Source organism: Mesorhizobium sp. P2_E10 (assembly GCF_056404235.1).
In genome coordinates this window covers 30,673-54,813 of record NZ_JBFUEK010000020.1, presented here as the reverse complement: position 1 = coordinate 54,813, position 24,141 = coordinate 30,673, and the positions used below count along the sequence as shown (strand labels likewise).

Sequence of the window (24,141 nt, the reverse complement as noted above, 5' to 3'; positions counted from 1 at the left end):
GCGGCACCGCCGCGCTCGCTGGGAGTAGACCATGTCGCGACGCATCCTGATTGTGGTCGGCCATCCTGACCCGTCCCCGGACCGGCTCTGCCGCGGTCTTGCCAACGCCTATGGCGAGGGCGCGGAAAAGGCGGGGCACGCGGTCCGGAGGGTCGATCTGGCAGCGCTTGATTTTCCGATGCTGCGGACGATGCAGGAGTTCGAACATGGTACGGTTCCCGACGAGCTGAAGGATGCAGCCGAGGCGATCGTGTGGGCCGAGCACATCGTCTTCGTCTTTCCGCTGTGGCTGGGCACCATGCCGGCTCTGCTCAAGGCATTCCTGGAACAGGTGATGCGGCCAGGGACGGCCTTTGCTTACCCGGACAAGGGCGGCGGCTTCACCAAGACACTGCTTCGCGGCCGCTCTGCGCGCGTCGTGGTGACGATGGCCATGCCTTCCGTTGTCTATCGGCTATGGTTCCTCGGACACGGCATCGCCGGCATGAAGCGAAGCATTCTGCATTTTGTCGGCATCAGCCCGGTGCGCGAGACCTTGTTCGGCATGGCCGCTGGCGCCAGCGACGCGACCCGCGCGAAGTGGATCAGCCAGATGCGTGGATTGGGTGAACGGGCCAGATAGTGCTCGTTGTGAATTTCAATCGCGGCACGTATCTCGTGTTGACCTTGCCTTAGGGGTTAACTTGCTGTTGTGCGGCGGCCAAAGCGACAAGACTGGCGATCCCGGCAAGCTTGCCGAGACTGCGACAGTTCTAGGCATGGAGCCTGGTTCAGGGCCTATGGATCGACGGTGAACTCAGCCCACATGCCCGCCCCATAGTGACCTGGCACGTTGCAGATAAGCAGATATTTTCCAGCCTTCAGCTCGACGGTCAGAGAGCCTGATTTGCCGGGATCGAGCTCCGACACCTCGCCCTTGTCGCCGGCTTTGTCTTCGTCGACCCGGTTCTCGGCCTCAAGGTAAGGAAGCGGCTTGCCGGGTTCGGCAAGGTACATCACGATCATTTCGTGAACGGTGTCCTTGGAGTCATTTTTCACGTTGAATGTGACCTCCCCGGCCTTCACGGCACCCGGCAAAGCCTTGATGCCCATGGTCGCCTTGGCGAGATCGAGTCCCGGCGCCGCATAGGCGAGCCCCATCGGCATCTCAGTACCCGCGCCCTTGTCCCACAGCGAGATCTCGACAAGCGAAGCAGCCCGAACGGCGCCGGCACTGCCGGCCATGAGCATTGCGGCGGCAAGCCCGAGCGCAACTCTCCTCGATAGGGTTTTCATGGCGATCTCCTTCAGGACAGCAGCAGAAGTGCTCTACATCCTGGCCGTCATCCTGCTCGCCGCGTCACCCGCCGTCCTTGCGCCAGATCAAACCGACCGGCGCGAGCCCATCGGCGCGCCAATGTAGCTGTCAGCCAGTTGTCAGGTTGAATTGGCTATGTCGCACCAATGACGGTGAAATACCCGTCTGACACGACCGATCGAAATCCCAACCGCAGGCGCAACATCCGCGCCCACCCCCCCGAATGGAGCCATCATGTATCGCACACTCGTTCTCGCCACTCTCGCCGGCATGGTTGCAGGACCGGCGTTCGCCGCCGGCGGCAGCTGCAGCACCGCCCCGAAATCACAGTTCAAGCCCAAGGCAACGCTCGAGGCGCAGTTGACTGGCGAGGGACTCACCGTCCGCCAGATCAAGGTCGAGAAGGGTTGCTACGAAGTCTATGCGGTCGACAAGGCCGGCAAGAAGGTGAACCTGGCCTACAATGCCGAGACCCTTGAAAAGCTCGACAATGCCGAAGCCGGCGAAAATTGATCCGAACGGTTCGATGGTCATGGACGCGCGGTCATCGCCAGAGATGGTGCGCGTCTGGGACCTGGTCGTGCGAAGTTTTCACTGGGCGCTGGTGCTCAGCTTCGTCACGGCCTGGCTGACCTCGCATTCCTCCGAGGGCATCCATCATTGGGCTGGCTATGCCGCGGCGGCGCTGGTCGCGATGCGGCTGTTGTGGGGCGTTCTGGGCACCCCCTATGCGCGCTTCTCGCAATTCGTGCGTGATCCGGCAACAGTGCTGCGCTACCTCTCAGCATTGCTGAGCGGTCGAGAAGCCCGCTACATCGGCCATAATCCGGCCGGCGGCGCAATGGTGATCGTCTTGATTGGGGCGATGGGATTAACCGCGATGACCGGATGGCTGATGACGACGGACGCCTATTTCGGCGTGTCGTGGGTCGAGACGGCACACAGCCTCGTCGCGCACGGCCTGCTCCTGCTGGTCCTCTTCCATATGGGCGGCGTCGCGCTGGCAAGCTTTCGCCATCGCGAAAACCTGGTCCGGGCCATGATCACCGGGCGAAAACGCAAAGCCGAGCCCACGGACATAGCCTGACGATCTGTCAAGGCGCCAAGCGATTCGCGCGCCCTCGACGATCTCGGGGGCGCAAGTCGGTCGCCATTCGTTCGGCGGCGGCGAAAGCCATCCATGCGACATCGGGCAAGTGGATCGGACACACGTGCAAGCGATGAGCGAGCGCTTTTCCCGGGCGCCCAGGAACCCCAAACTTGCCATTTGCCGCTCGCAGACGGATTTGACCGGTATCAAGGCAGCTAGTGCTGATTTCTTGTCTGTTGCCTCCCATCAGAGCCTTCAAAGTGGGGAGAGCATCATGACTACGGCCGATTTCAACATCCCTGTACCGAAAGTCGCGACCGCCGCACCAACGAAACTTCGACTGGGTTCCCTGACCGCACTGGTGATCGGTTCCATGGTCGGGTCCGGCGTGTTCAGCCTGCCGCAGAACATGGCGGCAGGTGCTGGTCCCCTCGCAATCCTGATTGGCTGGGCAATCACCGCGGTCGGCATGCTGGCGCTGGTCTTCGTCTATCAGTCGCTCGCGACCCGCAAGCCCGAGCTCGATGCGGGGCCGTACGCCTACGCCAAGGCCGGCTTCGGTCCCTTCATCGGCTTCAACAGCGCCTGGGGCTACTGGATCAGCGCCTGGGTTGGCAACGTCTCCTACGCGGTGATCGTGTTTAGCGCCCTGTCCTATTTCTTTCCCGCCTTCGGCGACGGAAACACCTGGCAAGCGGTGCTCGGCGCATCGGTCCTGCTGTGGCTGATCCACGTCCTGGTTCTTGCCGGCATCCGGCAGGCCGCCGTGGTGAACCTCATCGTCACGGTGGCAAAGATTGCTCCAATCGTCCTGTTCGTCGGCGTAGTGGCCGTCGCGTTCAAGCTGCAAGTCTGGTCGCTCGACTTCACCGGTCTGGGCAACGCCAGTCTCGGCTCGATCACCGCGCAGGTAAAGAGCACCATGCTGGTAACCCTGTGGGTCTTCATCGGCATCGAAGGCGCCAGCGTCTTTTCCGGCCGTGCCGAGCGCCGCAAGGACATCGCCACCGCGACAGTTCTCGGCTTCTTCACCTGCCTCGCACTCTATGCCTTGGTGTCGCTGCTGTCGCTCGGCATCCTGAACCAACCTGACCTCGCCGCGCTGAAGAACCCATCCATGGCCGGTGTCCTGGAGGCGGTTGTCGGCCCTTGGGGCGCCATCCTCATTAACATCGCCCTTGTCGTGTCCGTGATCGGCGCGTTCCTCAGTTGGACGCTGCTTGCGGCCGAAATTCCGCACGTCGCCGCCAAGGACGGCACGATGCCGAAATTCTTCGGCCGCGAAAGCGAGCGCGGCGTGCCGTCGATCTCGCTTCTCATCACCAATCTCCTCGTTCAGGCCTTCCTGGTAATCACGCTTTTCGCGCAGAGCACCTATCAGGCGCTGTTCTACATCGCGTCCGCCGCAATCCTGGTTCCTTACATCTTTTCTGGAGCTTACGCGGCCAAGCTCGCGCTGACCGGCGAGAGCTACGAGGGTGGTGAGCAGCGCGTCGGGCCGCTTTTTGCCGGGTTGCTGGCGACGGTCTATGGGCTGTGGCTCGTCTACGCGGCCGGGCCTGCCTACCTGTTCATGTGCGCGATCCTCTATGCGCCCGGCATCATCTTCTACATCTGGGCGCGCCGCGAAACCAATCAGCGCGTGTTCCACCCTGTTGAAGCAGCGCTCGCCACAGCCCTCGTCGCCGTCGCCATCCTCGCCGTTTACGAGATGTGGACTGGCGCCGTCAGCCCACTTTGAAAGGGTTGGTTCGATGACGAACCTGGGTGTCCATTCCGAAGTCGGTCGCCTGCGCGAGGTGATGGTCCACCGTCCTGACCTCAGCCTGCGCAGGCTGACACCGGAAAACTGCAAGGCGCTGCTCTTCGACGACGTGCTGTGGGTCAAGCGGGCCCGCCAGGAACACGATGTCTTCGTCGATGCGCTGCGCGAACGCGGTGTGCTGGTGCATTCCTTCGGCGAGCTCCTGGCTGAGACAATGAGCCTGAGCAAGGCCCGCGACTGGCTTCTCGATCGCAGGGTACACGCCGGTATCGTCGGGCTGGACATGGTCGACGAGTTGCGCGGATGGCTCAACGAGATGCCGTCAGAGCTGCTTTCGTCCTACCTTGTCGGGGGCGTTGCCAGGGCGGAGCTTCCTTTCGAGCCCAAGGGCCTGACCGGAAGGACGCTCGCCCCCCAGGACTTTGTGCTGCCGCCGCTGCCAAACCAGCTGTTCACCCGCGACAGTTCCTGCTGGATCTACGGCTCGGTCTCAGTCAATTCCATGTACTGGCCCGCCAGACGCCCGGAAGCGTCCAATGTCGAAGCCGTCTATCGCTTCCATCCCCGCTTTCGCGACAGTGGCATCCCGTTCGTGTCGCCGGACCCGGGAACAGGTACCAGCCTTGAAGGCGGCGACGTCATGCCGATCGGTGGTGGAACGGTTCTCGTGGGCATGGGGGAGCGCACCACGCCGCAAGCCGTGGGCGACCTCGCGCGCAACTTGTTCGCGGCCGATGAGGCGACGCGCATAATTGCCGCCTTGATGCCTCGGGACCGCAGTTTCATGCATCTCGACACCGTCTTCACCTTCTGCGATCGCGACCTCGTCACCTTGTATCCGGCGGTGATCGACCGGTTGCGCACTTTCTCGCTACGGCCAGGCGATGGAGTGGCGGCGGTCGAGGTCACCGATGAGGCAAAACCATTCACGGCCGTGGTTGCTGAAGCCCTTGGACTGAAATCGCTACGCATCATCGCCACCGGCGGCGACCGCTACGAGGCCGAACGCGAGCAATGGGATGATGGCAACAATGTCGTGGCGGTCGAGCCCGGCGTGGTCATCGGCTACGATCGCAACGTCTACACCAACACGCTGCTGCGCCGTGCCGGGATTGAAGTGATCACGGTCGAAGGTGCCGAACTCAGCCGCGGCCGCGGCGGCGGACACTGCATGACCTGTCCGATTGTCCGCGACCCGATTTGACCCGAAAGGTAGTCCCGATGTCGATCAACCTTCATGGCCGCTCCGTCCTGACCCTGGACGATCTCACCGCCGACGAGATCCGCTTTCTTCTCAAGCTGGCCGCGGACCTCAAGGCTGCCAAGCTCGCCGGTCACGAAATCCCGCGTCTTGTCAGGAAGAACATCGCTCTGATCTTCGAAAAGGATTCGACGCGCACACGCACGGGGTTCGAAGTGGCGGCCTATGACCAGGGCGCTCACGTCACCTATTTTGGCCCCACCGGCAGCCATATCGGCCACAAGGAATCCATGAAAGACACCGCCCGCGTGCTCGGCCGCATGTACGACGCGATCGAGTATCGCGGTTTTGGCCAGCACCAGGCCGAATTGCTGGCCGCGCATGCCGGCGTGCCGGTCTACAATGGTCTTACCGACGAGGCGCATCCGACGCAGATCCTCGCCGACCTCATGACCATGCGTGAATTCACGCACAAGCATCTTTCGGACATGACCGTCACCTTTGTCGGTGAGGGCCGGGACAATGTCGCGTTGTCGCTGGCGCTCGGAGCAGCCAAGGTCGGTATCGACATGCGCATCGCGTCGCCAAAAGAACTCTGGCCGGATGAGGAATTCTGCGCCCATGTCAGGGATCTGGCCGAACGCAGCGGTGGCCGTTTCCGCCTCGACGAAGACGTGACGGGCTGTGTCCAGGATGCTGATTTCATCTACACCGACGTGTGGATGTCGATGGGCGAGGACAAATCGGGCTGGGCCGAGCGCATTCGCCTTTTGACGCCCTACCGCGTCACCAGCGAGGTGATGGCGGCCGCGGGCAACCCTCATGTCAAATTCATGCATTGTCTGCCGGCGTTCCACGACACCGATACCGAGATAGGCGCCTTCGTGGCGAAGGAATATGGCATCGACTGCATGGAGGTCACCGACGAGGTGTTCGAGTCGGCTGCGTCGATCGTCTTCGACCAAGCCGAAAACCGCATGCACACGATCAAGGCCCTGCTCGTCGCCACGATCGGCAACTGACATGCTTATCGTCGTTGCGCTCGGCGGAAACGCACTCTTGCGTCGCGGAGAACCGATGACGGCCGGGAACCAGCGCGCCAACATCGTGCGCGCTGCGTCCGTGCTGGCCAAACTCGTCGGCGAAGGGCATTCGATTGTGGTCACACACGGCAACGGTCCGCAGGTGGGACTTCTGGCTCTGCAGGCAGCGGCAACCTCGGATGGCCGCACTTTTCCACTCGACGTGCTTGGCGCCGAGAGCGCAGGGATGATCGGCTACGTCATCGAGCAGGAACTCGGCAACCTTCTCAAGGACAGGCTTTTTGCGACCCTGCTGACACAGGTGAAGGTCGATCCGCACGATCCGGCTTTCGCTCACCCGACGAAGCCTATTGGCCCGGTCTACGATGAGGCAACAGCCCGCGGGCTGGCCAACGAACGCGGCTGGCAGATTGCGCCCGATGGCGACAAATGGCGCCGTGTTGTGCCCTCGCCCAAGCCGCTGGAGATCCTGGAGGCCTCCGTGATCTCGTTTCTTGTCGAGCGCGGCGTGATCGTCATCTGCACCGGTGGCGGCGGTGTTCCGGTGATAGCCCGCGACGACGGCAGTCTTTGCGGCGTGGAGGCCGTCATCGACAAGGATCTGGCAAGCTCGCTTCTTGCGCGTCAATTGAAGGCCGACATGCTGCTGATGCTGACCGATGTCGATGCGGTCTATGCCGACTACGGCGCCGCCACCGCCCACGCGCTCCGTCGGGTTGCAACGACGGAGATATCCGGGCGGGATTTTGCGGCCGGCTCCATGGGGCCGAAGGTCAGCGCCGCAATCGAGTTCGCTGATGCAACGGGCAGGCCTGCAGCGATCGGCAAGCTCGATGACGCGATCGAGATCGTCAGGGGTGAACGCGGCACGTGGTTCGAAGCCAGCGCTCCGGCATCACTCATCGAGACTTTCGGAAATAGTGCGTAGCGGTTTTGCGTCCCGAACTGCGGAAAACAAAGAGGTGAGCGGTGCTGTCGAAGACCTGCCCCAGGCTACAGCCGCGTCTGCCATGGTGTGGATTTCGCTGCATTGTACCGCCGGCATGCCTGCTGAGGTCGAGATTGCCTTGCTGTCCGTGCCCGGTGCCGGAATTGCAAAATGGCTAGCAGCAGGTCCCTGCCCGTGTCGATGCCAACATCAGTTTGACGGGCATCAAGGCGGGAGACTGGGCTTCATGGTGATCCTGTTCAAGATTCTGCAGGAGGCACGAAAATGCTCTTCAACACCATCATGGTTCAGCTGGACATCGATTCCCCTGCAGCGCCGCGAACGACCTATGCCCAGAATTTGGCATGGCAGAAGCCGCCCCAACTATCGGCGGCAAGGTTTGATGAACGTCAAGGTGTCCGGCCATGAATGCCGTGACAATCGGTGGGTCGCACACAAGGCCGGCAAGCATGCAAGCTCCGATTTTTTCCGCCCATGGGGTGACCAAGGTCTACCGCAGCGGCGAGGTCGAGGTTTTCGCCCTGCGCGGTGTCGATCTCGACCTCTATGAGGGAGAGATCGCCGTCCTGCTTGGGCCGTCTGGCAGCGGAAAGTCGACGCTGCTAAACATCATGGGCGGGCTTGATCGGGTGACCGCGGGTGAGGTGCGCTTTCGCGACCAGGATTTGACCACCTTTTCCGAGCGGCAATTCACGCGCTTCCGGCGCGATCATGTCGGCTTCGTCTTCCAGTTCTACAATCTGATCCCAAGCCTTACCGCCTGGGAAAACGTCGCGCTGGTCACGGAGATTTCGTCCAATCCGATGAAGCCCGAGGAGGCACTGGAGATGGTCGGGCTCAAAGACCGCATGACGCATTTCCCCGCCCAGCTCTCCGGCGGCGAGCAACAAAGGGTGGCGATTGCCCGCGCAATCGCCAAGCGCCCGGAAGTGATGCTGTGCGACGAGCCCACCGGCGCCCTTGATTCAAAGACAGGTGTTCTGGTCCTCGAAGCGCTGTCGCGGATCAACGAGGAGATGAAGACGACGATGGCCATTATCACCCACAATGCCGGTATCCGGCAGATCGCGCATCGCGTCTTCACCTTCAGGGACGGTCGCATTGCCGATGTCGCCATCAACGACCAGCGGGCACGGCCCTCCGAAGTAAGCTGGTAACGTCATGTCGGTTCTCGATCGCAAGCTTTTGCGTGATCTCCTACGGATGTGGGCGCAGGTTCTCGCTATCGCGCTCGTCATGGCCTGCGGCGTCGCAACGATCGTCATCGCCGTTGGCGCCTATCGTTCGCTGGAGCAGACCCGCGAGGCATTCTACGACCGCTATAGGTTCGCCACCGTATTCTCCGGGCTTACACGCGCGCCGCTGCATCTTCGCGAGCGCATGGCATCGATCGCCGGAGTGAGCGGACTCGAATTGCGCATCGTCGAGCCAGTTTTGCTGGACCTGCCCGGCATGGCCGAGCCGGCAACCGGCATCGCCGTCTCGATCCCCGACCGCGGCGAGCCCGCCGCAAACAGGGTCTACATGCGCATCGGCCGGTTGCCTGAGTCCGGACGGCCGGGCGAGGTAGCGGTGACCGAGCGTTTCGCGACCGCACACCGCATAGCGCCCGGCAGCAGGTTCGATGCCATCCTGAACGGCCACAAGCGGACGCTCACGGTCACCGGCATCGTGCTCACGCCCGAATACATCTATGCGCTCGGCCCTGGCGACATGGTGCCAGACCCGCGGCGCTTCGGCGTCTTCTTCATGCCCCGAACCGTGCTTGCCGGCATCTTCGACATGGGTGGAGCATTCAACGATGTTTCCATACGCACGCAGCGCAGTGCCAACGTTCCGGCTATCGAGGATGCCGTCGACCGTATCCTGAAGCCATTCGGAGGAACCGGTGCTTATGGGCGCGCCGACCAGATATCCCACGCCTTTCTCGACAATGAGCTGATCCAGCTCCGCGCCATGGCGACCGTCATCCCGCCGGTGTTCCTTTTTGTGTCGGCCTTCCTGGTCAACATGATCCTGTCACGGCTGATCGTGCTGGAACGCGAGCAGATCGGACTAATGAAGGCCATCGGCTACGGCTGGGAGGCAATTGGCTGGCACTATGCCAAACTGACGCTGGTGATCGCATTCATCGGCATCGCGGTCGGCGCCGGTGCCGGCAACTGGCTCGGCCATGGCCTTACCACCCTCTATGCGCGGTTCTTCTCCTTTCCTTTTCTGATCTTCCAGCAAAGTCTCGACTTGTATGCCATCGCAGCCGCTACGAGCGCGCTGGCGGCGCTGTTGGGTGCGGCACGCGCGATCTGGAGCGTCGTGGAGCTTCCGCCGGCGGTCGCAATGCAACCACCAGCCCCGGTCCGATACCGGGCGTTGCTCACGAGCGATGGCCGACTTCTTTCAGCGTTTTCGCAATTGACCATCATGGCATTCAGGCATCTCGTGCGCTGGCCTTTGCGCTCGTTGCTGACGACGTTGGGGACCTCCCTCGCCGTCGCTCTGCTTGTGACGGCGCTGTTCTCCTTCGATTCCATAGCATTCATGGTCGACACCGTCTTCTTCCGTGCCGAGCGGCAGGACGCGACGTTGTCGTTCAGCGTCGAACAATCGCCACGCGCCCTGCAGTCGGTTGCTGCCATGCCGGGAGTGCTGCGCGCCGAGCCGTTCCGCGCAACAGCGGTGGTTCTGCGCCACGGTCATCGCGAACGCCGGTTGGTGATCTCTAGCATTCCACACCGAGCTGACCTCGCGCGCGTTCTCGATCTAGATCTTGATCCGGTTGAACCGCCTCCGGCCGGCCTCATGTTGTCTCAACGGGTCGCCTCGCTCCTTGACCTGCGTATCGGAGACTTGGCTGAGGTCGAGTTTCTCGAACGGGCTCACCAAATTGCTCGCGTTCCTGTGACCAGCATCGTTCAGAGTTATGTTGGCCTTTCCGTCTATATGCAGGCCGAGGCGCTCGACCGGCTGGCCGGCGATGGACCACGGATTTCCGGCGTCAGGATAGCGATCGATCCGGCACGCCTGGGTGACCTTTACGCCACCATCAAACAGACGCCCGCCATCGCCTCGATCGCGCTGCAGGGCATATCGCGCCAGCGCTTCCGCGAGACGATTGGAGAGAACATCACCATCATGACCAGCGTCTATACGGCGCTTGCCGTCATCATTGCCTTCGGCGTCGTCTACAATTCGGCCCGTATCCAGCTTTCCGAGCGCGCGCGCGAACTCGCCGGCCTGCGCGTGCTCGGCTTCACCAGGGGTGAGGTTTCGAGTGTCCTGCTCATCGAGCTGGCCACCATCGTCGGTCTGGCGCAACCGCTCGGCTGGATCCTCGGCTATCTCCTTTCGTGGTCTGTCGTCAGAGGCTTCGAGAGCGACCTCTTCCGCATTCCGTTCGTCATCAATCGTTCCACTTTCGCGCTTGCCAGCCTGGTTGTGCTGGCCGTGGCCATGCTTTCGGCACTGATCGTTCGGCGTCGCATTGACAGCCTGGACCTCGTGCGCGTGCTCAAGACAAGGGATTAGTCCTATGAAGTCGATCTGGATGAAACGCGCTGGACTTGCGCTCCTCGCGGTTGCGCTGGTTGCAGGCTTCGGCTGGGCTTTGCGCGAGCAGCCGGCGTTGGTGGATTTGGCCAAAGTCACCGCAGCATCGATGCGCGTCACGATTCGCGAAGATGGTATGACGCGCGTGCGCGACGTCTACACGGTATCGGCGCCGATTGCGGGGCATCTGACGCGCACGGTGGTGAATGAAGGCGATGTGGTGAAGGCAAGCAACACGATTGTCGCGGCCATCCATCCGCTCGACCCGCCACTGATCGACCGACGTGCGGAAGCCGAGCTGCTTGCCAGCCGCGACGCGGCGCGCGCTGGTGTCGGTGTTGCCAAGATCGAATTGCAGCGCGCGCAATCGGCGTTGAAGCTTGCCGAGGACGAGTTGGCGCGGGCACTCAAACTCTTCGGTTCCGGCTTTGTCTCGGAGAGCGCCTTGCAGAAGCTCACCAACGAAGTCGACCTGCAGAAGACCGCGGTCGATGCGGCGAAAGCCGTCATCGGGCTTAGAAACGCTGAACTGGCGAACGCTGAGGCACGCCTGCTGCAGCCCGATCCAGCCGACCCGACCGGTGAAAGGTGCTGCGTCAATCTTCTCGCTCCCATCGACGGAACCGTTCTTGCCGTCATGGCAAGGAGCGAACAAGCCGTGGCGGCTGGCGCCAAGATTGCCGAGATCGGCAACGTCAATGATCTCGAGGTTGCTGTCGACCTGACGTCAACTGACGCAGTTCGCATCGCCCCAGGGACAAAAGCTGAGATCAGCGACTGGGGCGGCGATCGTCCGCTGCGTGCGACAGTGAGGCGCGTCGATCCAGCTGCATTCACCAAAGTTTCGGCGCTCGGGATCGAAGAACAGAGGGTTACCGTCGTTCTGGATTTGGATGATACGGACGGACGGCTCGGCCACAACTACCGAGTGTTCGTCGAACTGACCGTCTGGGAGTCCGCTGAAAGTGTGCAGCTGCCGATCGGAGCACTGTTCAGAAACGGCAATCGGTGGAACGTCTTTGTTGTTGAGGATGGTCGCGCCCACCAAGTGGACCTGGAAATTGGCCAAATGAATGACGATGTCGCTGAGGTGCTGTCGGGCTTGAAGCCTGGAGCCAGCGTTATCGTCCACCCTTCCGACACCCTTGTCGACGGTGGCCTCGTGGAGAGACGCAACTAAATTCGTGGCGGATCGGCAGTCCGACCTTCCCACCACGGCTTCCGTTGCCTGCACTCGATTGAATTCTCGCCAAACCGCGCACTGATTTCCAGGAGAGCAAGGCACACGGTTCGAAGCCGACGCTGGCCTCGCTCAGCCCATCGAAGGGACTGCCTGCGCCCCCGCAGTCTCGAAATAGCGGGCGGCGTCTTTCGCCATCCGGCCAGTACACCAGCGCGCGTATGCATTCGCAAAGATCACGCCAAGCCAACGGGACGGTACCGCCTCCGGCAGGTCGTATTCAATGAAGACTCGAAGCCGGCACCCTCTCGCTTCGGGCATTATTTGGAAACCCATGCGATAGCGGCCGATTACCCAGAGATTTGGCGCTCCGATGGTCTCCCAGACCTTCAGTCTTGGCGGCGTCCGGACTGTAACCACCTGTTCGGCAGATAGCGCAATTCCAAGTATTTTTCCGTGGAATCCGAACTTGGAGCCGATCAAGCGGGCTTCGCCCGCATCGAATTCGTAGTCCATTTTCGAACCGAGCATCATCCATGACGAGGTGCTCATGTGGGCACCCAGATGCCTGTGGTCGTCGAGATAGGCGAACACGGTCTCGGCTGCGGATTCTATCCCGACGATAGTCTCTGTGGAGCGGGACATTGCTGGCATTGTCTCACCTCGGGTTCATCCTGGTTCAGGACAGATCTAAGAAAACAGTCCGATCCGTATCGGATGAAGACCTGCAGATTTAAGCGCCCTCTCGCAGCCACGGCCTTGATTTGCGTCAAAGTGGCAGAGCCCAGTTGGGCTAGACTAAATGCATGAAAATCGCGTTGGCTCAGCTTCGGTTATTGCTGGCCGTGATCCTCCTGATCGCGGCCGGGGCCGTTGCCGGTGTTGTCGAGCAGGCTTCCGCAACGGCCGCTCTTACCGGTGTCACAGCTAGCGTTGCGACACTCTCGGCGCGCGCCCCGCACAAGGTGGCAGGTCACGTCGCTCTCACCGACCAGGACCATCATCGCGCCCCATGTGATGAGTGCCTGGGTTGCGTGCATTCGACCGGCTTCGGCTGCTGTGCTCCAGTCATTTCCGCGAGCGAATGCGACGTTCTCGATGACGCACAGGTTGCCATCCGCTTCATGGCGGGTAAGCCGCACCTGGAAACGGGTATCGACCCCGAGGCCCTCCTGCAACCTCCCCAGATCTTCGACTGATATCGCGTGCTCGCGGCCACGGGGGCTGTTGAATCCAGCGGTCTCCGTCTAGGCGCATAGCGCGAGAACGATCAGCAAAACCACAACCCGGCAGAAGCGCTCGGGCTGCTTTGCGCACCTATCTTCGGAGTTCGCTCGCCGGTCTCACATCAACGACAAGGAAACTGTCATGAAAACTCACCTTCGATTGATCACGTTTGCAGCATTCACAACTCTTTCAAGCGCGGTATTTGCCCAGACCGATCCGCACCATCCGGCGGCCGATGCGCCGCAAGCCACTATAGCTGCTCCGGCCGCACAGGCGATGCCGGGCGGGTTACCCGAGCAGTGCACGGCGATGATGTCCACGATGCAGAAGATGATGCCCATGATGGAGAAGATGGCTCCCATGATGCAGCAAATGATGCCGATGATGCAGCAGATGATGCAGGGTGGGCAAGGCGGCATGCAGGGGGGAATGATGCAGGGTCAAGGCGGCATGACGAACATGCCGATGGACTCTGCCGACATGCCCGAGTCCTCAAGGGCATACATGGATGCCATGAAGCGAATGGATGCACCCATGATGCAGGGCATCCAGGCCCGCGATCCCGATGTCGCCTTCGTCCAGGCGATGATTCCGCACCACCAGGGGGCGATCGACATGGCCCGTGCGGTTCTGCAATTCGGCAAGGATGATCAGGTCAAGGTTTGGGCCAATCAGATCATCACGGCTCAGCAGGCCGAGATCGCCGCCATGCAGGAATGGCTCAAGCAACACGCGAAGTGACAGGAGGAAGACATGGACAAACTCAGCGTCCTGTCCGTCGGCATTGCTCTGGGCGTGACGTCGGCCCTGATGAGCATGCTCTGCGCTTTGGCTGTCGCCATCTGGCCAGAGGCAACATTCGATTTCTTCGGCGCCATCATGCACGGGCTAGACCTCAGCGCGGTCAGGTCTACGGCGCCGATAAGCCCCGTCCGTGTTCTCTACGGCGTTCTCGGGCTTGGCATCGTCGGGCTGCTGGCGGGTGTCGTTTATGCCTCGATCTACAATGTCGTCGCCACGGGGCGCCGGTAATGCAAGTCAAGGTTCAGCCCATGAAAGCCACAGTCAAACCATGGACGACGTCGTCCGTCACTCTTGCCCTGGCGGGGATGATCATCGCCGGCATCGGACTGTATTTCATCGCCCTCAGGCCACCATTATTGCCCGAGGATGTCCGCTATATGAACCTCTCGGTTGCCGAGCTCGAAGCCATCGGTCCGCGTCTTGCCATGTGGCTCACCCAGGTTTTCCGGGTGCTCGGCGGCTACGCCTTGGCCACCGGTGTTCTCCTGATTACGCTGGCAATCACCGCGTTCCGCGCGCGCCATCCGGTCGCGGTGGCCGGCGCTCTGGTCGGAGGAGCGTCATCCATCGGCTTGATGTCGGTGGTCAATTTCACGATCGGCTCCGACTTCAGGTGGCCACTGTTCGCCTGCGCGCTGGTCTGGGCCGTGAGCCTCATCGCCTATGGGCTCGAAAGCTCCCGCAATGACAATCGCTGACAAATAAGGAACCCATCCCATGAATACCAACAACGTTTACCGCATGTCCGATCCGCCGACCGGGCCCCGACCTGAACCGGAGGCCGACACTGGCGGATTTTGGACTTCTAAGACCGGCCTGGTTACGATGGCTTTCCTGCTGATCGCCGCGTTTTTCCTGCTCACGGAGCACTGGGCCCATACCCTCGGTGTCCTTCCGTTTCTGCTGCTGCTCGCCTGTCCTCTGCTTCACATTTTCATGCATGGTGGCCACCGCGGGCATGGCGGTCACGGCGGCCATGGCAGGCACAAGGAACCCGAGCCGGGCGCGCATGACGGCACCACCCACCACAAAGGAGCATGACGATGGTCGAGCAATCTCCTGCCTACGGCCTCTGGGGCCTGGTCATAATCAATTCGGCGGTTTTCATCCTGTTCGCATTCAGCTTCTTCAAGCCGCGAACCGGCCGCGACTGGCGCTCCTTCGGCGCATTCAGCGCCTTCCTGGTGGCACTGTTTGCCGAGATGTATGGCTTTCCCCTGACGATTTACCTGTTCTCGGGGTGGCTGCAATCACGATACCCCGGCATCGACTGGTTCTCGCATGATGCCGGTCACCTCTCGGAGATGATGTTCGGTTGGCGTCTCAATCCACATTTCGGCCCCTTCCACGTTCTCAGCTTCTTCCTGATCGGCGGCGGATTCATGCTGATCTCGAGCGCGTGGAGGGTGCTTTACCAAGCGCAACATCACAATCGCCTCGCAACAGGCGGTCCATATGCCTCCATCCGGCATCCGCAATATGTCGGCTTCGTCCTCGTTATGGCGGGATTTCTCGCGCAATGGCCGACGCTGCTGACGCTGGCGATGTTCCCCATTCTGGTCGGCATGTATGTGCGGCTTTCCTTCATCGAAGAGCGTGAAGCAAGAAAGGAATTCGGGGACGCATACGACCGTTATGCAGCACGCGTGCCGGCCTTCTTCCCGCATTTGGCTAGGCTGTTCGGTTCCCGCCGCGAGCGCCGCGCGCCCTGAGTGTGCTGAACGACACAACGAAATTCCCAATCGAAGAGAAGGAAACGATATGAAACGCCGGGATATCCTGAAGGGCGCAGTTGCAGGCGCCGCAGTTTTTGCGATCCCATCGCCCTTGCTCGCGGCAGCCTCCGCCAGTCAGTCAGGCGGCCAGACGCTCGGCATCTCACGCCGCACGATCGAGGTGAACGGCAAGGCCGCAAGCGTCTTCGGCCTGCAAAGGGCCGACGGCACGCCTGGCCTGCGCTTGCGGGCGGGCGAAGCCTTCAACGTGCTGCTTCGAAACGAGACTGCCGAGCCGACGATCATACATTGGCACGGGTTGACGCCGCCGTGGCCCAGCGACGGCGTCGCCGACGCGCCACTGCCGCTCATCGGCGCCAAGGTCGATCGGAGCTTCGAATTTCCGGTCGGCGGGCCAGGCACTTTCTGGATGCACGCCCATACCTTGCAGGAACAATTGCTGCTCGCGGCTCCGCTCATTGTCGCCGATCCCGCCGATGACGCAAAGGATGAGCAGGAGGTTGTTGTCCTGCTCCACGATTTCTCGTTCTCATCGCCTCAGGAACTGCTGGCCGCGCTGCAGAGCAAGAACACCGGCGGCTCCATGCTGATGGACGGCATGGATATGTCGGGAGCAAAGACCGACGCCATGACAGGGATGAAGGATAGCGGCATGGTGATGGATATCAATGACATCGAGTATGACGCCTATCTGGCCAATGACCGGTCCCTGAACGACCCCGAGATCGTGCCGGTCGAACGGGGCGGACGCGTGCGCGTGCGGATCATCAACGGCGCCACCGCGACGGCGTTTACAATCGATTTCGGCGAGCTTGACGCCGAACTGATCGCGGTCGACGGTCAGCCTGTCGAACCGGTCAGGGGCCGGCAGTTTCCAATGACGATGGGCCAGCGCATCGACGTGCGCGTGCAGGTGCCGCGCGACCTTGGCTCCTCCTTTCCAATCTTTGCGCTGCGCGAGGGAAGCAAGGAACGCACTGGGATTGTCCTGCGTCCGGCAGGGGCGGCGGTGGCCAAGATCGGGCCGGCCGCTGATGTCGACGCTCCGGTTCTTGACCTGGCGCTCGAGGCGCAACTTCGGGCAATGGCGCCGCTAGCATCACGCCCTGCGGAAAAGACATTCGAAATGGCGCTGACCGGCGATATGTCTGCCTATCGCTGGGGACTCGAAACCAGTGCGCCCATCCTTGTCGACAAGGGCGATCGGGTCGAGGTCACGCTGCGCAACGACACCATGATGGCTCACCCAATGCACCTTCACGGCCACCATTTCCAGGTAGTCGCGATTGACGGGCAGCGCTTTCAGGGCGCTGTTCGCGATACCGTGCTAATGCCGCCGATGCGCTCGATCACCATCGCCGTCGATGCGGTCAATCCCGGCAAATGGGCGTTCCACTGTCACCATCTCTACCACATGGCGAGCGGCATGATGTCGACCTTCGCCTACCGAAGCTGAGACACCGCGGGCGGAGCGATTGCCGCCACGAACCGCAGCACGGAGAACGTGATGAAGAAGATCAATCTGGAAGTGCGCGACCTTGTCGGGATAATGGATTTCGCAGCGGTCGAAAAACGTCTCGCGGTTCTGCCCGGAGTCGCCAGTGTCGCGATGAACGCGGGGTCGACGACCGCGAGCGTCGAGTTTGACGAGGGGCAGACGAGCCCGGGAGCCCTTGCTCGGGAAATCAAGGCCTGCGGTTTCCATTGCCGCGGCGAGGTCGCGCCGCGGCATCTGTGCATTCCTGACAGCATGGCGATTCCGCCGGGGCATCCGCGCGCGACCGCCAGGCACGCCGGGCACGATCACGCCGAGCCCGATCATGGGGGGCACGCCGCCATGATCGGGCCGGCTCCAGCGGGCGAGAGGACGATTGCAGACAAGGCGCCGCACGACGCCATGGCTCATGAGATGGGCCACGGCCCCGGCATGGACATGCAGGGCATGGTCAAGGACATGCGCAACCGCTTCTTCATCAGCCTGGTCTTTGCGATGCCGATTTTCGCCATGGAGCCGATGGGTCTGGGCGAGCCTTGGCTGCGTCCGCCCTTCGGTCTCAGCGAAGACCTTGCGATGTTTTTCCTCGCCAGCGCCGCGATCCTCTATCCGGTCTGGCCTTTCCTGGTCGCCGCCTGGCGAGCCCTTCGCAACGGCGTCCTCAACATGGCGGTGCTGGTGGTGCTGAGTGTGGGCACTGGCTATCTATTCAGCGTCGGCGCGACCTTCTTCTTCGAGGCGCAGCAATTCTACGAGGCGGCGAGCGTGCTGCTCGTGTTCATCCTGCTCGGCCATTGGCTGGAGATGCGCGCTCGCGCCGGAGCCTCGGCCGCGATCAGGGCCTTGCTTGACCTCGCCCCGCCCAGGGCCTCAGTCTTCCGCGATGGCAAGGAGGTCGAGGTTGCGACCGCCGACGTCGTGCTCGGCGACATCGTGGTCCTGCGGCCCGGCAACAAGCTTCCGGTCGACGGCGAGGTGGTCCAGGGCACGTCGACGATCGACGAATCGATGCTGACGGGTGAGTCGATGCCGGTGACCAAGAAGGTCGGCGACAAGGTCATCGGGGCGACCATCAACAAGAGCGGCACGCTGCGCTACCGCTCTACCAAGGTGGGTGCCGACACTGCGCTTGCCCAGATCGTCAAGCTGGTCCAGGAGGCTCAGAACTCGAAGGCGCCGGCACAACTACTCGCCGATCGCGCTTCGCAATGGCTGGTGCTCGCTGCGATCCTCATCGGGCTTGCCACCTTCGCCATCTGGTTCTTGTGGCTCGGCCAGCCTCTGCTGTTCGCGATGACCTTGACCATAACCGTCTTCGTCATCGCTTGTCCCGATGCGCTCGGCCTCGCCACGCCGATGGCTGTCATGGTCGGCACCGGCCTTGGCGCTTCAAACGGCATTCTGTTCAAGAATGCCGCCGCTCTTGAGGAGGCGACCAAGCTCAACGTAATCGTCTTCGACAAGACCGGCACACTCACCATGGGCCAGCCCAAGGTCGTCGAAGTCGTCCCGGCTGCCGGCGTTTCGTCCGACGAGGTTCTGCAAGTCGCAGCTGCCGTGGACCAGGGCTCGGATCACCCGCTGGCCCTCGCCATTGTCGAGCGGGCCAGAGACTTGAAGCTTCCTAAGGTTTCGGGCTTTCTGAATATCGAAGGCAAGGGCGCCGGTGCCGCCATCGGAGGGAGTCCGGTTTTCCTCGGCAACCGGCGCCTCATGGACGAGCAGAAGATTGATCTTCTGGCGCTGGGCGAAAAAGCCGAGACGCTCAAGGGCGAAGGCCGCACCGTTATTCATGTCGCGCGGTCCGGCAAGCTGCTCGGATTGATCGCGATCGCCGATACGCCGCGCCCGACGGCCATCGCAACAATTGCCAAATTGCACGACCAGGGTGTTCGTGTGGCGATGCTTACGGGTGACAACGCTGGCACCGCCAAGCGCATCGCTGACGAACTCGGCATCGACATCGTCCTGGCCGATGTCTTGCCAGGGCAGAAGGCCGAGAAGATCAAGGAACTGCAAGGGCAAGGCCTCAAGGTCGGCATGGTCGGCGATGGCGTCAACGACGCGCCAGCCCTGACGCAAGCCGACGTCGGATTTGCGATCGGTGCAGGCACCGACGTCGCCATTGAGAGCGCCGACATCGTGCTGATGAAGAGCGATCCATACGATGTGGTCAGTGCGATGACGCTCTCGCGCGCCACGCTGCGCAAGATGCACCAGAACCTGTGGTGGGCGGTCGGATACAATCTCATCGCCTTCCCGATCGCGGCCGGCGTATTTTACCCGTTCCTGCTGAGCCCCGAGCTTGCGGCGCTGGCAATGTCAGGCAGCTCGGCTCTCGTGGCCGTCAACGCCTTGCTGCTCAAGCGAACCAGGCTCGAAGGCATTCGACCTGCGGCCCCGTCAATACTCGAAGGCATCGGCCATGAGCGCCCGGGTGAAGTCCGGGCATGAGCGTGCCCACGAAAGCTCCCTCCCCGTGTTAGCGATGCTGAGCTTGCTTCGAACTGGAAGAAGCCACTCACGGACGGCCAAAGGAGTGCACCGCCCAGCGCTACAGCATCGACGGCGGCAGTAGAAAGTTCCAACACAGTCGGAGGCATTGTCTTACCTGCCAGCATTCTTCGGCAATGCGCTCGCCGCCACGATCACGTCCGCAGCACCCGGTAGATCGCCGGTATCACCAGCACGGTCAGCAGCGTCGAGGAGGCCAGGCCGAACAACAGCGAGATCGCGAGACCCTGGAAGATCGGATCGGTGAGGATCACCGCCGCGCCGATCATGGCGGCAAGCGCTGTCAGCAGGATTGGCTTGAACCTGATCGCGCCGGCCTCGATCAAAACGTCACCCAACGGCCTGTCCGGTGATGCCGCGTGCCTAATGAAGTCGACCAGCAGGATCGAATTGCGCACGATGATGCCGGCCAGCGCGATGAAACCTATCATCGAGGTCGCGGTAAACGGCGCGCCGAACAGCCAGTGTCCGCCGAGGATGCCGATGAAGGTCAGCGGGATCGGCGTTAGGATCACCAGCGGCACCTTGAACGAGCCGAACTGGGCGACGACAAGGATGTAGATGCCAAGCAGCGCGACGCCGAAGGCTGCGCCCATGTCGCGAAAGGTCACCCAGGTGACTTCCCATTCGCCGTCCCACAGAAGCGTCGGCCGGCTCTCATCCTCCGGCTGGCCGTGCAGCGAGATTGCGGGTTTCTGCAGGCCGGTCCAGTCCTGCGCGTCGATGGCCTTGCTGACGGCCAGCATGCCGTAAAGCGGTGCCTCGAAGCTGCCGGCAAGTTCGGCTGTCACCATTTCGGCGGCGCGGCCATTGTGCCGGAACACCGGGAAGGAGGCGCGTTCCGGCGCCACGCGCACGACGTCGCCCAACTCGACCACGCCGCGGTCGCCAGGCAGTACATTCGCCGGAATGGGCGTGGTCAGGAAGTGCTCGTCGAGCGTCCTTTCGCCCTTCGGCCGCTCGATGCGGATCGGGATCGGCTGACGGCCGCCGCCGCGATGCGAATAGCCGACAGTCTCGCCGCCATTGAGGATGGCGAGCGTGTCGAAGACGTCACTTTCCTCGACATGGAAGAACTCTGCATCGTCGGTGGAAATCGTGGCGCGCAGCCGGCGGGCCGGCTGTCCCCAGGAATTGTCGACGTCGACGATGAAGGGCACGGAGCGGAACGCCGCTTCGATCTTTGCGGCGACCTTGCGGCGCGTCTCGCCGTCAGGTCCGTAGATCTCGGCCAGCAAGGTTGCCATCACCGGTGGGCCTGGCGGCGGCTCGATGACCTTCAGGCTGGTGCCTGCCGGTAAGGGGATCGTGGCGATGCGCTGGCGGACGTCGAGCGCGATCTCATGGCTGGAGCGGGTACGGTTGGCTTTCGGCAGCAAATTGATCGCGACATCGCCCTGCTGCGGCTCGCTGCGCAAGAAGGAGTGCCGGACGAGGCCGTTGAAGTTGAAGGGGGCCGCGGTCCCGGCATGGGTCTGGGCCGAGCGCACTTCGTCGAGTTCGAGAACCATGCCGGAGACCGCCTGCGCCACCGCGTCCGTCGCTTCGACGGAGGACCCTTCCGGCAGGTCGATGGTCACCGAGAGTTCAGATTTGTTGTCGAATGGCAGCAGCTTGACGGTGACATGCTCGGTGTAGAACAGCGCGAGCGAGCCAAGTGTGAGCACGCCGACGGCGAGTAGAAAGGCCCAACTGGCCTTCTTCGAGGCCAGGATCGGCCGGGCGACGGTCGTGTAGACGCGCCCAAGCAGACCGCCACCACCATGATCCTGATCAGCATGCACCGGCGCCCGTCCGGCAAATTTCAGCATCAGCCACGGCGTCACCATCACCGCGACGAAGAAGGAGAAGATCATCGCCGCCGAGGCATTGGCCGGGATCGGGCTCATATAGGGACCCATCATTCCCGAGACGAACAGCATCGGCAGCAGTGCGGCGACCACGGTCAAGGTGGCTACGATGGTCGGGTTGCCGACTTCCGCTACCGCCTCGATCGCCGCCTGGCGGCGGTCGCGGCCGCCGTCCATCGCCCAGTGGCGGGAGATGTTCTCGATCACCACGATGGCGTCGTCGACGAGGATGCCGATGGAAAAGATCAGCGCGAACAGCGAGACGCGGTTCAGCGTGTAGCCCATGACGCGCGAGGCAAACAGCGTGAGCAGGATGGTGACCGGGATCACGACGGCCACGACCATGGCTTCGCGGCGGCCAATGGCGACCCAGACCAGCACGATGATCGAGATCGTCGCCAGCCCGAGATGATAGAGGAGCTCGTTGGCTTTGTCGTTGGCGGTTTCGCCGTAGTCGCGCGTCACGTCGATCGACAAATCGGCGGGGATCAGCGCGCCCTGGAGCAGGGCGACCCGGTGCAGGATGGCGTCGGCCACGGTGACCGCGTTTGATCCGGCGCGCTTGGCAATGGCGAGCGTGACAGACGGCACGCGCTCGACGCCGGCGCCAACCGCGGTGACCGTGGACACCAGCGCTTCGCCGGTGTCGGTGGCGAAGGCGACATCGGCCACATCGCGGACATAGACGGGGCGGTTGTCGCGCGAGGTCAGCAGCAGGTTGCCGATCTGGTCGGGCGAGCCCAGTGTCTCGCCGGCGACGATATCGATCTGCTCGCCCTGATTGCGCACGCGTCCTGCCGGAAAGGCCTTGTTCGCGCCTGACACCTTGGCCGCGAGCTGCTGCAACGTCACGCCGTAGAGGGCGAGCTTTTCCGGGTTCGGGTTGACGCGGATGATCTCTCCGGTTTCGCCGACCAGATAGGTCAGGCCGACATTGTCGATCTTGGCGATCTCGGTGCGCAGTTCGCGCGCGATGCGGGTGAGATCATTGGCGGTCATGCGCGCCGCCGCTTCCGGTTTCGGCGACAGCGTCAGCGTGACGATGGCGACATCGTCGATGCCGCGGCCAACGATCAGCGGCTCGGGCACGCCGACGGGAATGCGGTCCATGTTGGCGCGCACCTTGTCGTGGACGCGCAGCACAGCAGCATCCGACGAGGTGCCGACGACAAAGCGGGCGGTGACCATCACCTCGTCGTCGCGCGTCTGCGAATAGACATGCTCGATGCCGTTGATGCCCTTGACGATCGTCTCCAGCGGTTCGGTGATCAGCTTGACGGCATCGTCGGCCTTCAGCCCGTCGGCGCGTACGAAGATATCGACCATCGGCACCGAAATCTGCGGTTCTTCCTCGCGCGGCAGCGTGAGCAGCGCCACCAGCCCGAAGGCGAAGGCAGCTACCAGGAACAGCGGCGTCAGCGGCGAGGCGATGAAGGCCCGCGTCAGCGCGCCGGCGATACCGAACGAGGCAGGACCTTTCATGGCGTGACTACGACATCGCCGGCCGCGAGGCCTGTCAGGATCTCGACATAGTCGCCGTCGGCGCGTTTTGTCCGCTCGCCGGTTACCACCGCGCGCTCGGCCTGTGCGCCGCTGGCGGCGACGCGCACGAAATCGATCCCCGAACGGGTCTGGATCGCCGACGCCGGCACCAGCAGCGCGGAGCGCTCGGCGACCGGCAGTTCGACCAGGACACGGGCATCGATGAATTCGGTATCCAGATTGTCGACCTCGACGTCGGCGATGACGCGGCCATTGTCGATCTGCGGATAGATCTTGGCGAGGCGACCGGCGGACTCCTTGCCGCCGGCATTGATGCGGATGGCAGCTCCCTGTTTCAGGGACGCCGCATAACGCTCCGGAACGGCCAGCCGCAGGAACACGCCGCCACCGCCGATTGTCGCCACCACTTCACCGGCCATGATAACCGCGCCGCGAGTGACCGGCACGGTCAGTACACGGCCGTCGCCTGGGGCAATGACATCGCCTTCAGCGCCCTGTTGCACGATCACCGAACGCTGGGCCTCGGTCGCGGCAAGCTGGTTGCGCGCGACGTCGACCTCGGTACGGAGCTGATCGAGGCGCTGCGCGGTCACGACGCCCTTGTCGACCAGCGCCTGGCCGCGGGTTAGTTCCGACTGCGCCGTTTCCATCTGTGCCTTCAGAGCGCGAAGTTGCGCGTCCAGCGCCGCGATCTGAAAGGCGATCTTATCGTCCTGGACGGTAGCGATCTTCTGCCCCGCCTTGACCAGCTCGCCCTCGGTGACCGCCAAATCGACGATGACGCCGCCGATGCGGGCGCGCGCCGGAACGGTGTCACGCGCCTCGACACGGCCATAGACCGCCTTCCATTCGGTCACCATGGTCGGGGCGAGCGTTAGCGTGCCGGCATCCGCCGGCGAGCACGCCAGCAGCGCGCCGAGGAAGAAGAGCCTGCGCATTCC

General features: G+C 62.6%; 24 protein-coding genes. 20 read left to right on the top strand and 4 right to left on the bottom strand.

What is annotated here, in order from left to right; all coding sequences use genetic code 11:
* Nucleotides 1-31: 31 nt before the first annotated feature.
* Nucleotides 32-622 carry an NAD(P)H-dependent oxidoreductase gene (locus AC1D0N_RS28770; RefSeq protein ID WP_477249675.1) on the top strand — a complete coding sequence of 197 codons (591 nt, stop codon included), beginning with the start codon at nt 32-34 and terminating at the stop codon, nt 620-622.
* Nucleotides 623-777: 155 nt separating this feature from the next.
* Here the strand turns inward: AC1D0N_RS28770 and AC1D0N_RS28765 are convergent, their stop codons facing one another.
* The gene (locus tag AC1D0N_RS28765; RefSeq protein ID WP_477249674.1) at nt 778-1,275 is read right to left on the bottom strand and encodes a sulfocyanin-like copper-binding protein; all 498 of its coding nucleotides are present in this window, start codon (nt 1,273-1,275) and stop codon (nt 778-780) included.
* On the opposite strand from AC1D0N_RS28765, the gene AC1D0N_RS28760 reads away from it, so the two are divergent.
* The 11 genes from AC1D0N_RS28760 to AC1D0N_RS28710 all read left to right on the top strand — a co-directional run bounded on the left by AC1D0N_RS28760 (nt 1,274) and on the right by AC1D0N_RS28710 (nt 12,071).
* Nucleotides 1,274-1,402, top strand: coding sequence for a hypothetical protein (locus AC1D0N_RS28760; RefSeq protein ID WP_477249673.1), 129 nt, complete (start codon nt 1,274-1,276; stop codon nt 1,400-1,402). The two genes, AC1D0N_RS28765 and AC1D0N_RS28760, sit on opposite strands and share 2 nt — an antisense overlap.
* Before the next feature lie 129 nt (nt 1,403-1,531).
* Nucleotides 1,532-1,810, top strand: a complete 279-nt coding sequence (locus AC1D0N_RS28755) for a PepSY domain-containing protein (protein WP_477249671.1) — start codon at nt 1,532-1,534, stop codon at nt 1,808-1,810.
* A complete protein-coding gene (locus tag AC1D0N_RS28750; RefSeq protein WP_477249669.1) occupies nt 1,788-2,384 on the top strand; it encodes a cytochrome b/b6 domain-containing protein in 597 nt (198 codons plus the stop codon). The genes AC1D0N_RS28755 and AC1D0N_RS28750 overlap by 23 nt, the downstream gene beginning before the upstream one ends.
* Before the next feature lie 277 nt (nt 2,385-2,661).
* A complete protein-coding gene (arcD, locus tag AC1D0N_RS28745; RefSeq protein WP_477249668.1) occupies nt 2,662-4,128 on the top strand; it encodes an arginine-ornithine antiporter in 1,467 nt (488 codons plus the stop codon).
* Between the two features lie 13 nt (nt 4,129-4,141).
* Nucleotides 4,142-5,356, top strand: coding sequence for an arginine deiminase (locus AC1D0N_RS28740; RefSeq protein ID WP_477249666.1), 1,215 nt, complete (start codon nt 4,142-4,144; stop codon nt 5,354-5,356).
* A 17-nt stretch (nt 5,357-5,373) separates the two neighbouring features.
* Nucleotides 5,374-6,375, top strand: a complete 1,002-nt coding sequence (argF, locus tag AC1D0N_RS28735) for an ornithine carbamoyltransferase (protein WP_477249664.1) — start codon at nt 5,374-5,376, stop codon at nt 6,373-6,375.
* Between the two features lies 1 nt (nt 6,376).
* The gene (arcC, locus tag AC1D0N_RS28730) at nt 6,377-7,324 is read left to right on the top strand and encodes a carbamate kinase (protein ID WP_477249662.1); all 948 of its coding nucleotides are present in this window, start codon (nt 6,377-6,379) and stop codon (nt 7,322-7,324) included.
* 285 nt (nt 7,325-7,609) lie between these two features.
* Nucleotides 7,610-7,753, top strand: a complete 144-nt coding sequence (locus AC1D0N_RS28725) for a hypothetical protein (RefSeq protein ID WP_477249660.1) — start codon at nt 7,610-7,612, stop codon at nt 7,751-7,753.
* A 41-nt stretch (nt 7,754-7,794) separates the two neighbouring features.
* Nucleotides 7,795-8,502 (top strand): ABC transporter ATP-binding protein, encoded by a 708-nt coding sequence (locus tag AC1D0N_RS28720; RefSeq protein ID WP_477249658.1) that lies wholly within the window; start codon nt 7,795-7,797, stop codon nt 8,500-8,502.
* A 4-nt stretch (nt 8,503-8,506) separates the two neighbouring features.
* Entirely contained in the window at nt 8,507-10,870 is a 2,364-nt protein-coding gene (locus AC1D0N_RS28715; RefSeq protein ID WP_477249656.1) for an ABC transporter permease, read from the top strand.
* 4 nt (nt 10,871-10,874) lie between these two features.
* Nucleotides 10,875-12,071, top strand: a complete 1,197-nt coding sequence (locus AC1D0N_RS28710; protein ID WP_477249654.1) for an efflux RND transporter periplasmic adaptor subunit — start codon at nt 10,875-10,877, stop codon at nt 12,069-12,071.
* Nucleotides 12,072-12,203: 132 nt separating this feature from the next.
* On the opposite strand, the gene AC1D0N_RS28705 is transcribed toward AC1D0N_RS28710, so the two are convergent.
* Nucleotides 12,204-12,665: an SRPBCC family protein gene (locus AC1D0N_RS28705; protein ID WP_477249652.1), complete on the bottom strand. Its 462-nt coding sequence runs from the start codon at nt 12,663-12,665 to the stop codon at nt 12,204-12,206.
* Between the two features lie 212 nt (nt 12,666-12,877).
* Between AC1D0N_RS28705 and AC1D0N_RS28700 the strand changes: the two genes are divergently transcribed.
* The 8 genes from AC1D0N_RS28700 (at nt 12,878) to AC1D0N_RS28665 (ending at nt 19,787) form a co-directional block, all read left to right on the top strand.
* Entirely contained in the window at nt 12,878-13,270 is a 393-nt protein-coding gene (locus AC1D0N_RS28700; RefSeq protein ID WP_477249651.1) for a hypothetical protein, read from the top strand.
* A 169-nt stretch (nt 13,271-13,439) separates the two neighbouring features.
* Complete coding sequence (gene copM, locus AC1D0N_RS28695; RefSeq protein WP_477249649.1) at nt 13,440-14,039, top strand: CopM family metallochaperone; 600 nt, start codon at nt 13,440-13,442, stop codon at nt 14,037-14,039.
* A gap of 12 nt (nt 14,040-14,051) precedes the next feature.
* Nucleotides 14,052-14,330, top strand: coding sequence for a DUF5676 family membrane protein (locus AC1D0N_RS28690; RefSeq protein WP_477249647.1), 279 nt, complete (start codon nt 14,052-14,054; stop codon nt 14,328-14,330).
* Nucleotides 14,330-14,800, top strand: a complete 471-nt coding sequence (locus AC1D0N_RS28685; RefSeq protein WP_477249645.1) for a hypothetical protein — start codon at nt 14,330-14,332, stop codon at nt 14,798-14,800. Before AC1D0N_RS28690 ends, AC1D0N_RS28685 begins: the two co-directional genes overlap by 1 nt.
* Before the next feature lie 19 nt (nt 14,801-14,819).
* Nucleotides 14,820-15,143 (top strand): DUF2933 domain-containing protein, encoded by a 324-nt coding sequence (locus tag AC1D0N_RS28680; protein ID WP_477249643.1) that lies wholly within the window; start codon nt 14,820-14,822, stop codon nt 15,141-15,143.
* Nucleotides 15,144-15,145: 2 nt separating this feature from the next.
* The gene (locus tag AC1D0N_RS28675; RefSeq protein ID WP_477249642.1) at nt 15,146-15,814 is read left to right on the top strand and encodes a methyltransferase family protein; all 669 of its coding nucleotides are present in this window, start codon (nt 15,146-15,148) and stop codon (nt 15,812-15,814) included.
* A gap of 49 nt (nt 15,815-15,863) precedes the next feature.
* Complete coding sequence (locus AC1D0N_RS28670) at nt 15,864-17,294, top strand: multicopper oxidase family protein (protein ID WP_477249641.1); 1,431 nt, start codon at nt 15,864-15,866, stop codon at nt 17,292-17,294.
* Between the two features lie 51 nt (nt 17,295-17,345).
* Nucleotides 17,346-19,787 (top strand): heavy metal translocating P-type ATPase, encoded by a 2,442-nt coding sequence (locus AC1D0N_RS28665; RefSeq protein WP_477249639.1) that lies wholly within the window; start codon nt 17,346-17,348, stop codon nt 19,785-19,787.
* A 194-nt stretch (nt 19,788-19,981) separates the two neighbouring features.
* Here the strand turns inward: AC1D0N_RS28665 and AC1D0N_RS28660 are convergent, their stop codons facing one another.
* Both AC1D0N_RS28660 and AC1D0N_RS28655 read right to left on the bottom strand, forming a co-directional pair.
* Nucleotides 19,982-23,179, bottom strand: a complete 3,198-nt coding sequence (locus AC1D0N_RS28660; protein WP_477249638.1) for an efflux RND transporter permease subunit — start codon at nt 23,177-23,179, stop codon at nt 19,982-19,984.
* Nucleotides 23,176-24,138, bottom strand: coding sequence for an efflux RND transporter periplasmic adaptor subunit (locus AC1D0N_RS28655; RefSeq protein ID WP_477249636.1), 963 nt, complete (start codon nt 24,136-24,138; stop codon nt 23,176-23,178). The genes AC1D0N_RS28660 and AC1D0N_RS28655 overlap by 4 nt, the downstream gene beginning before the upstream one ends.
* Nucleotides 24,139-24,141: the final 3 nt, after the last annotated feature.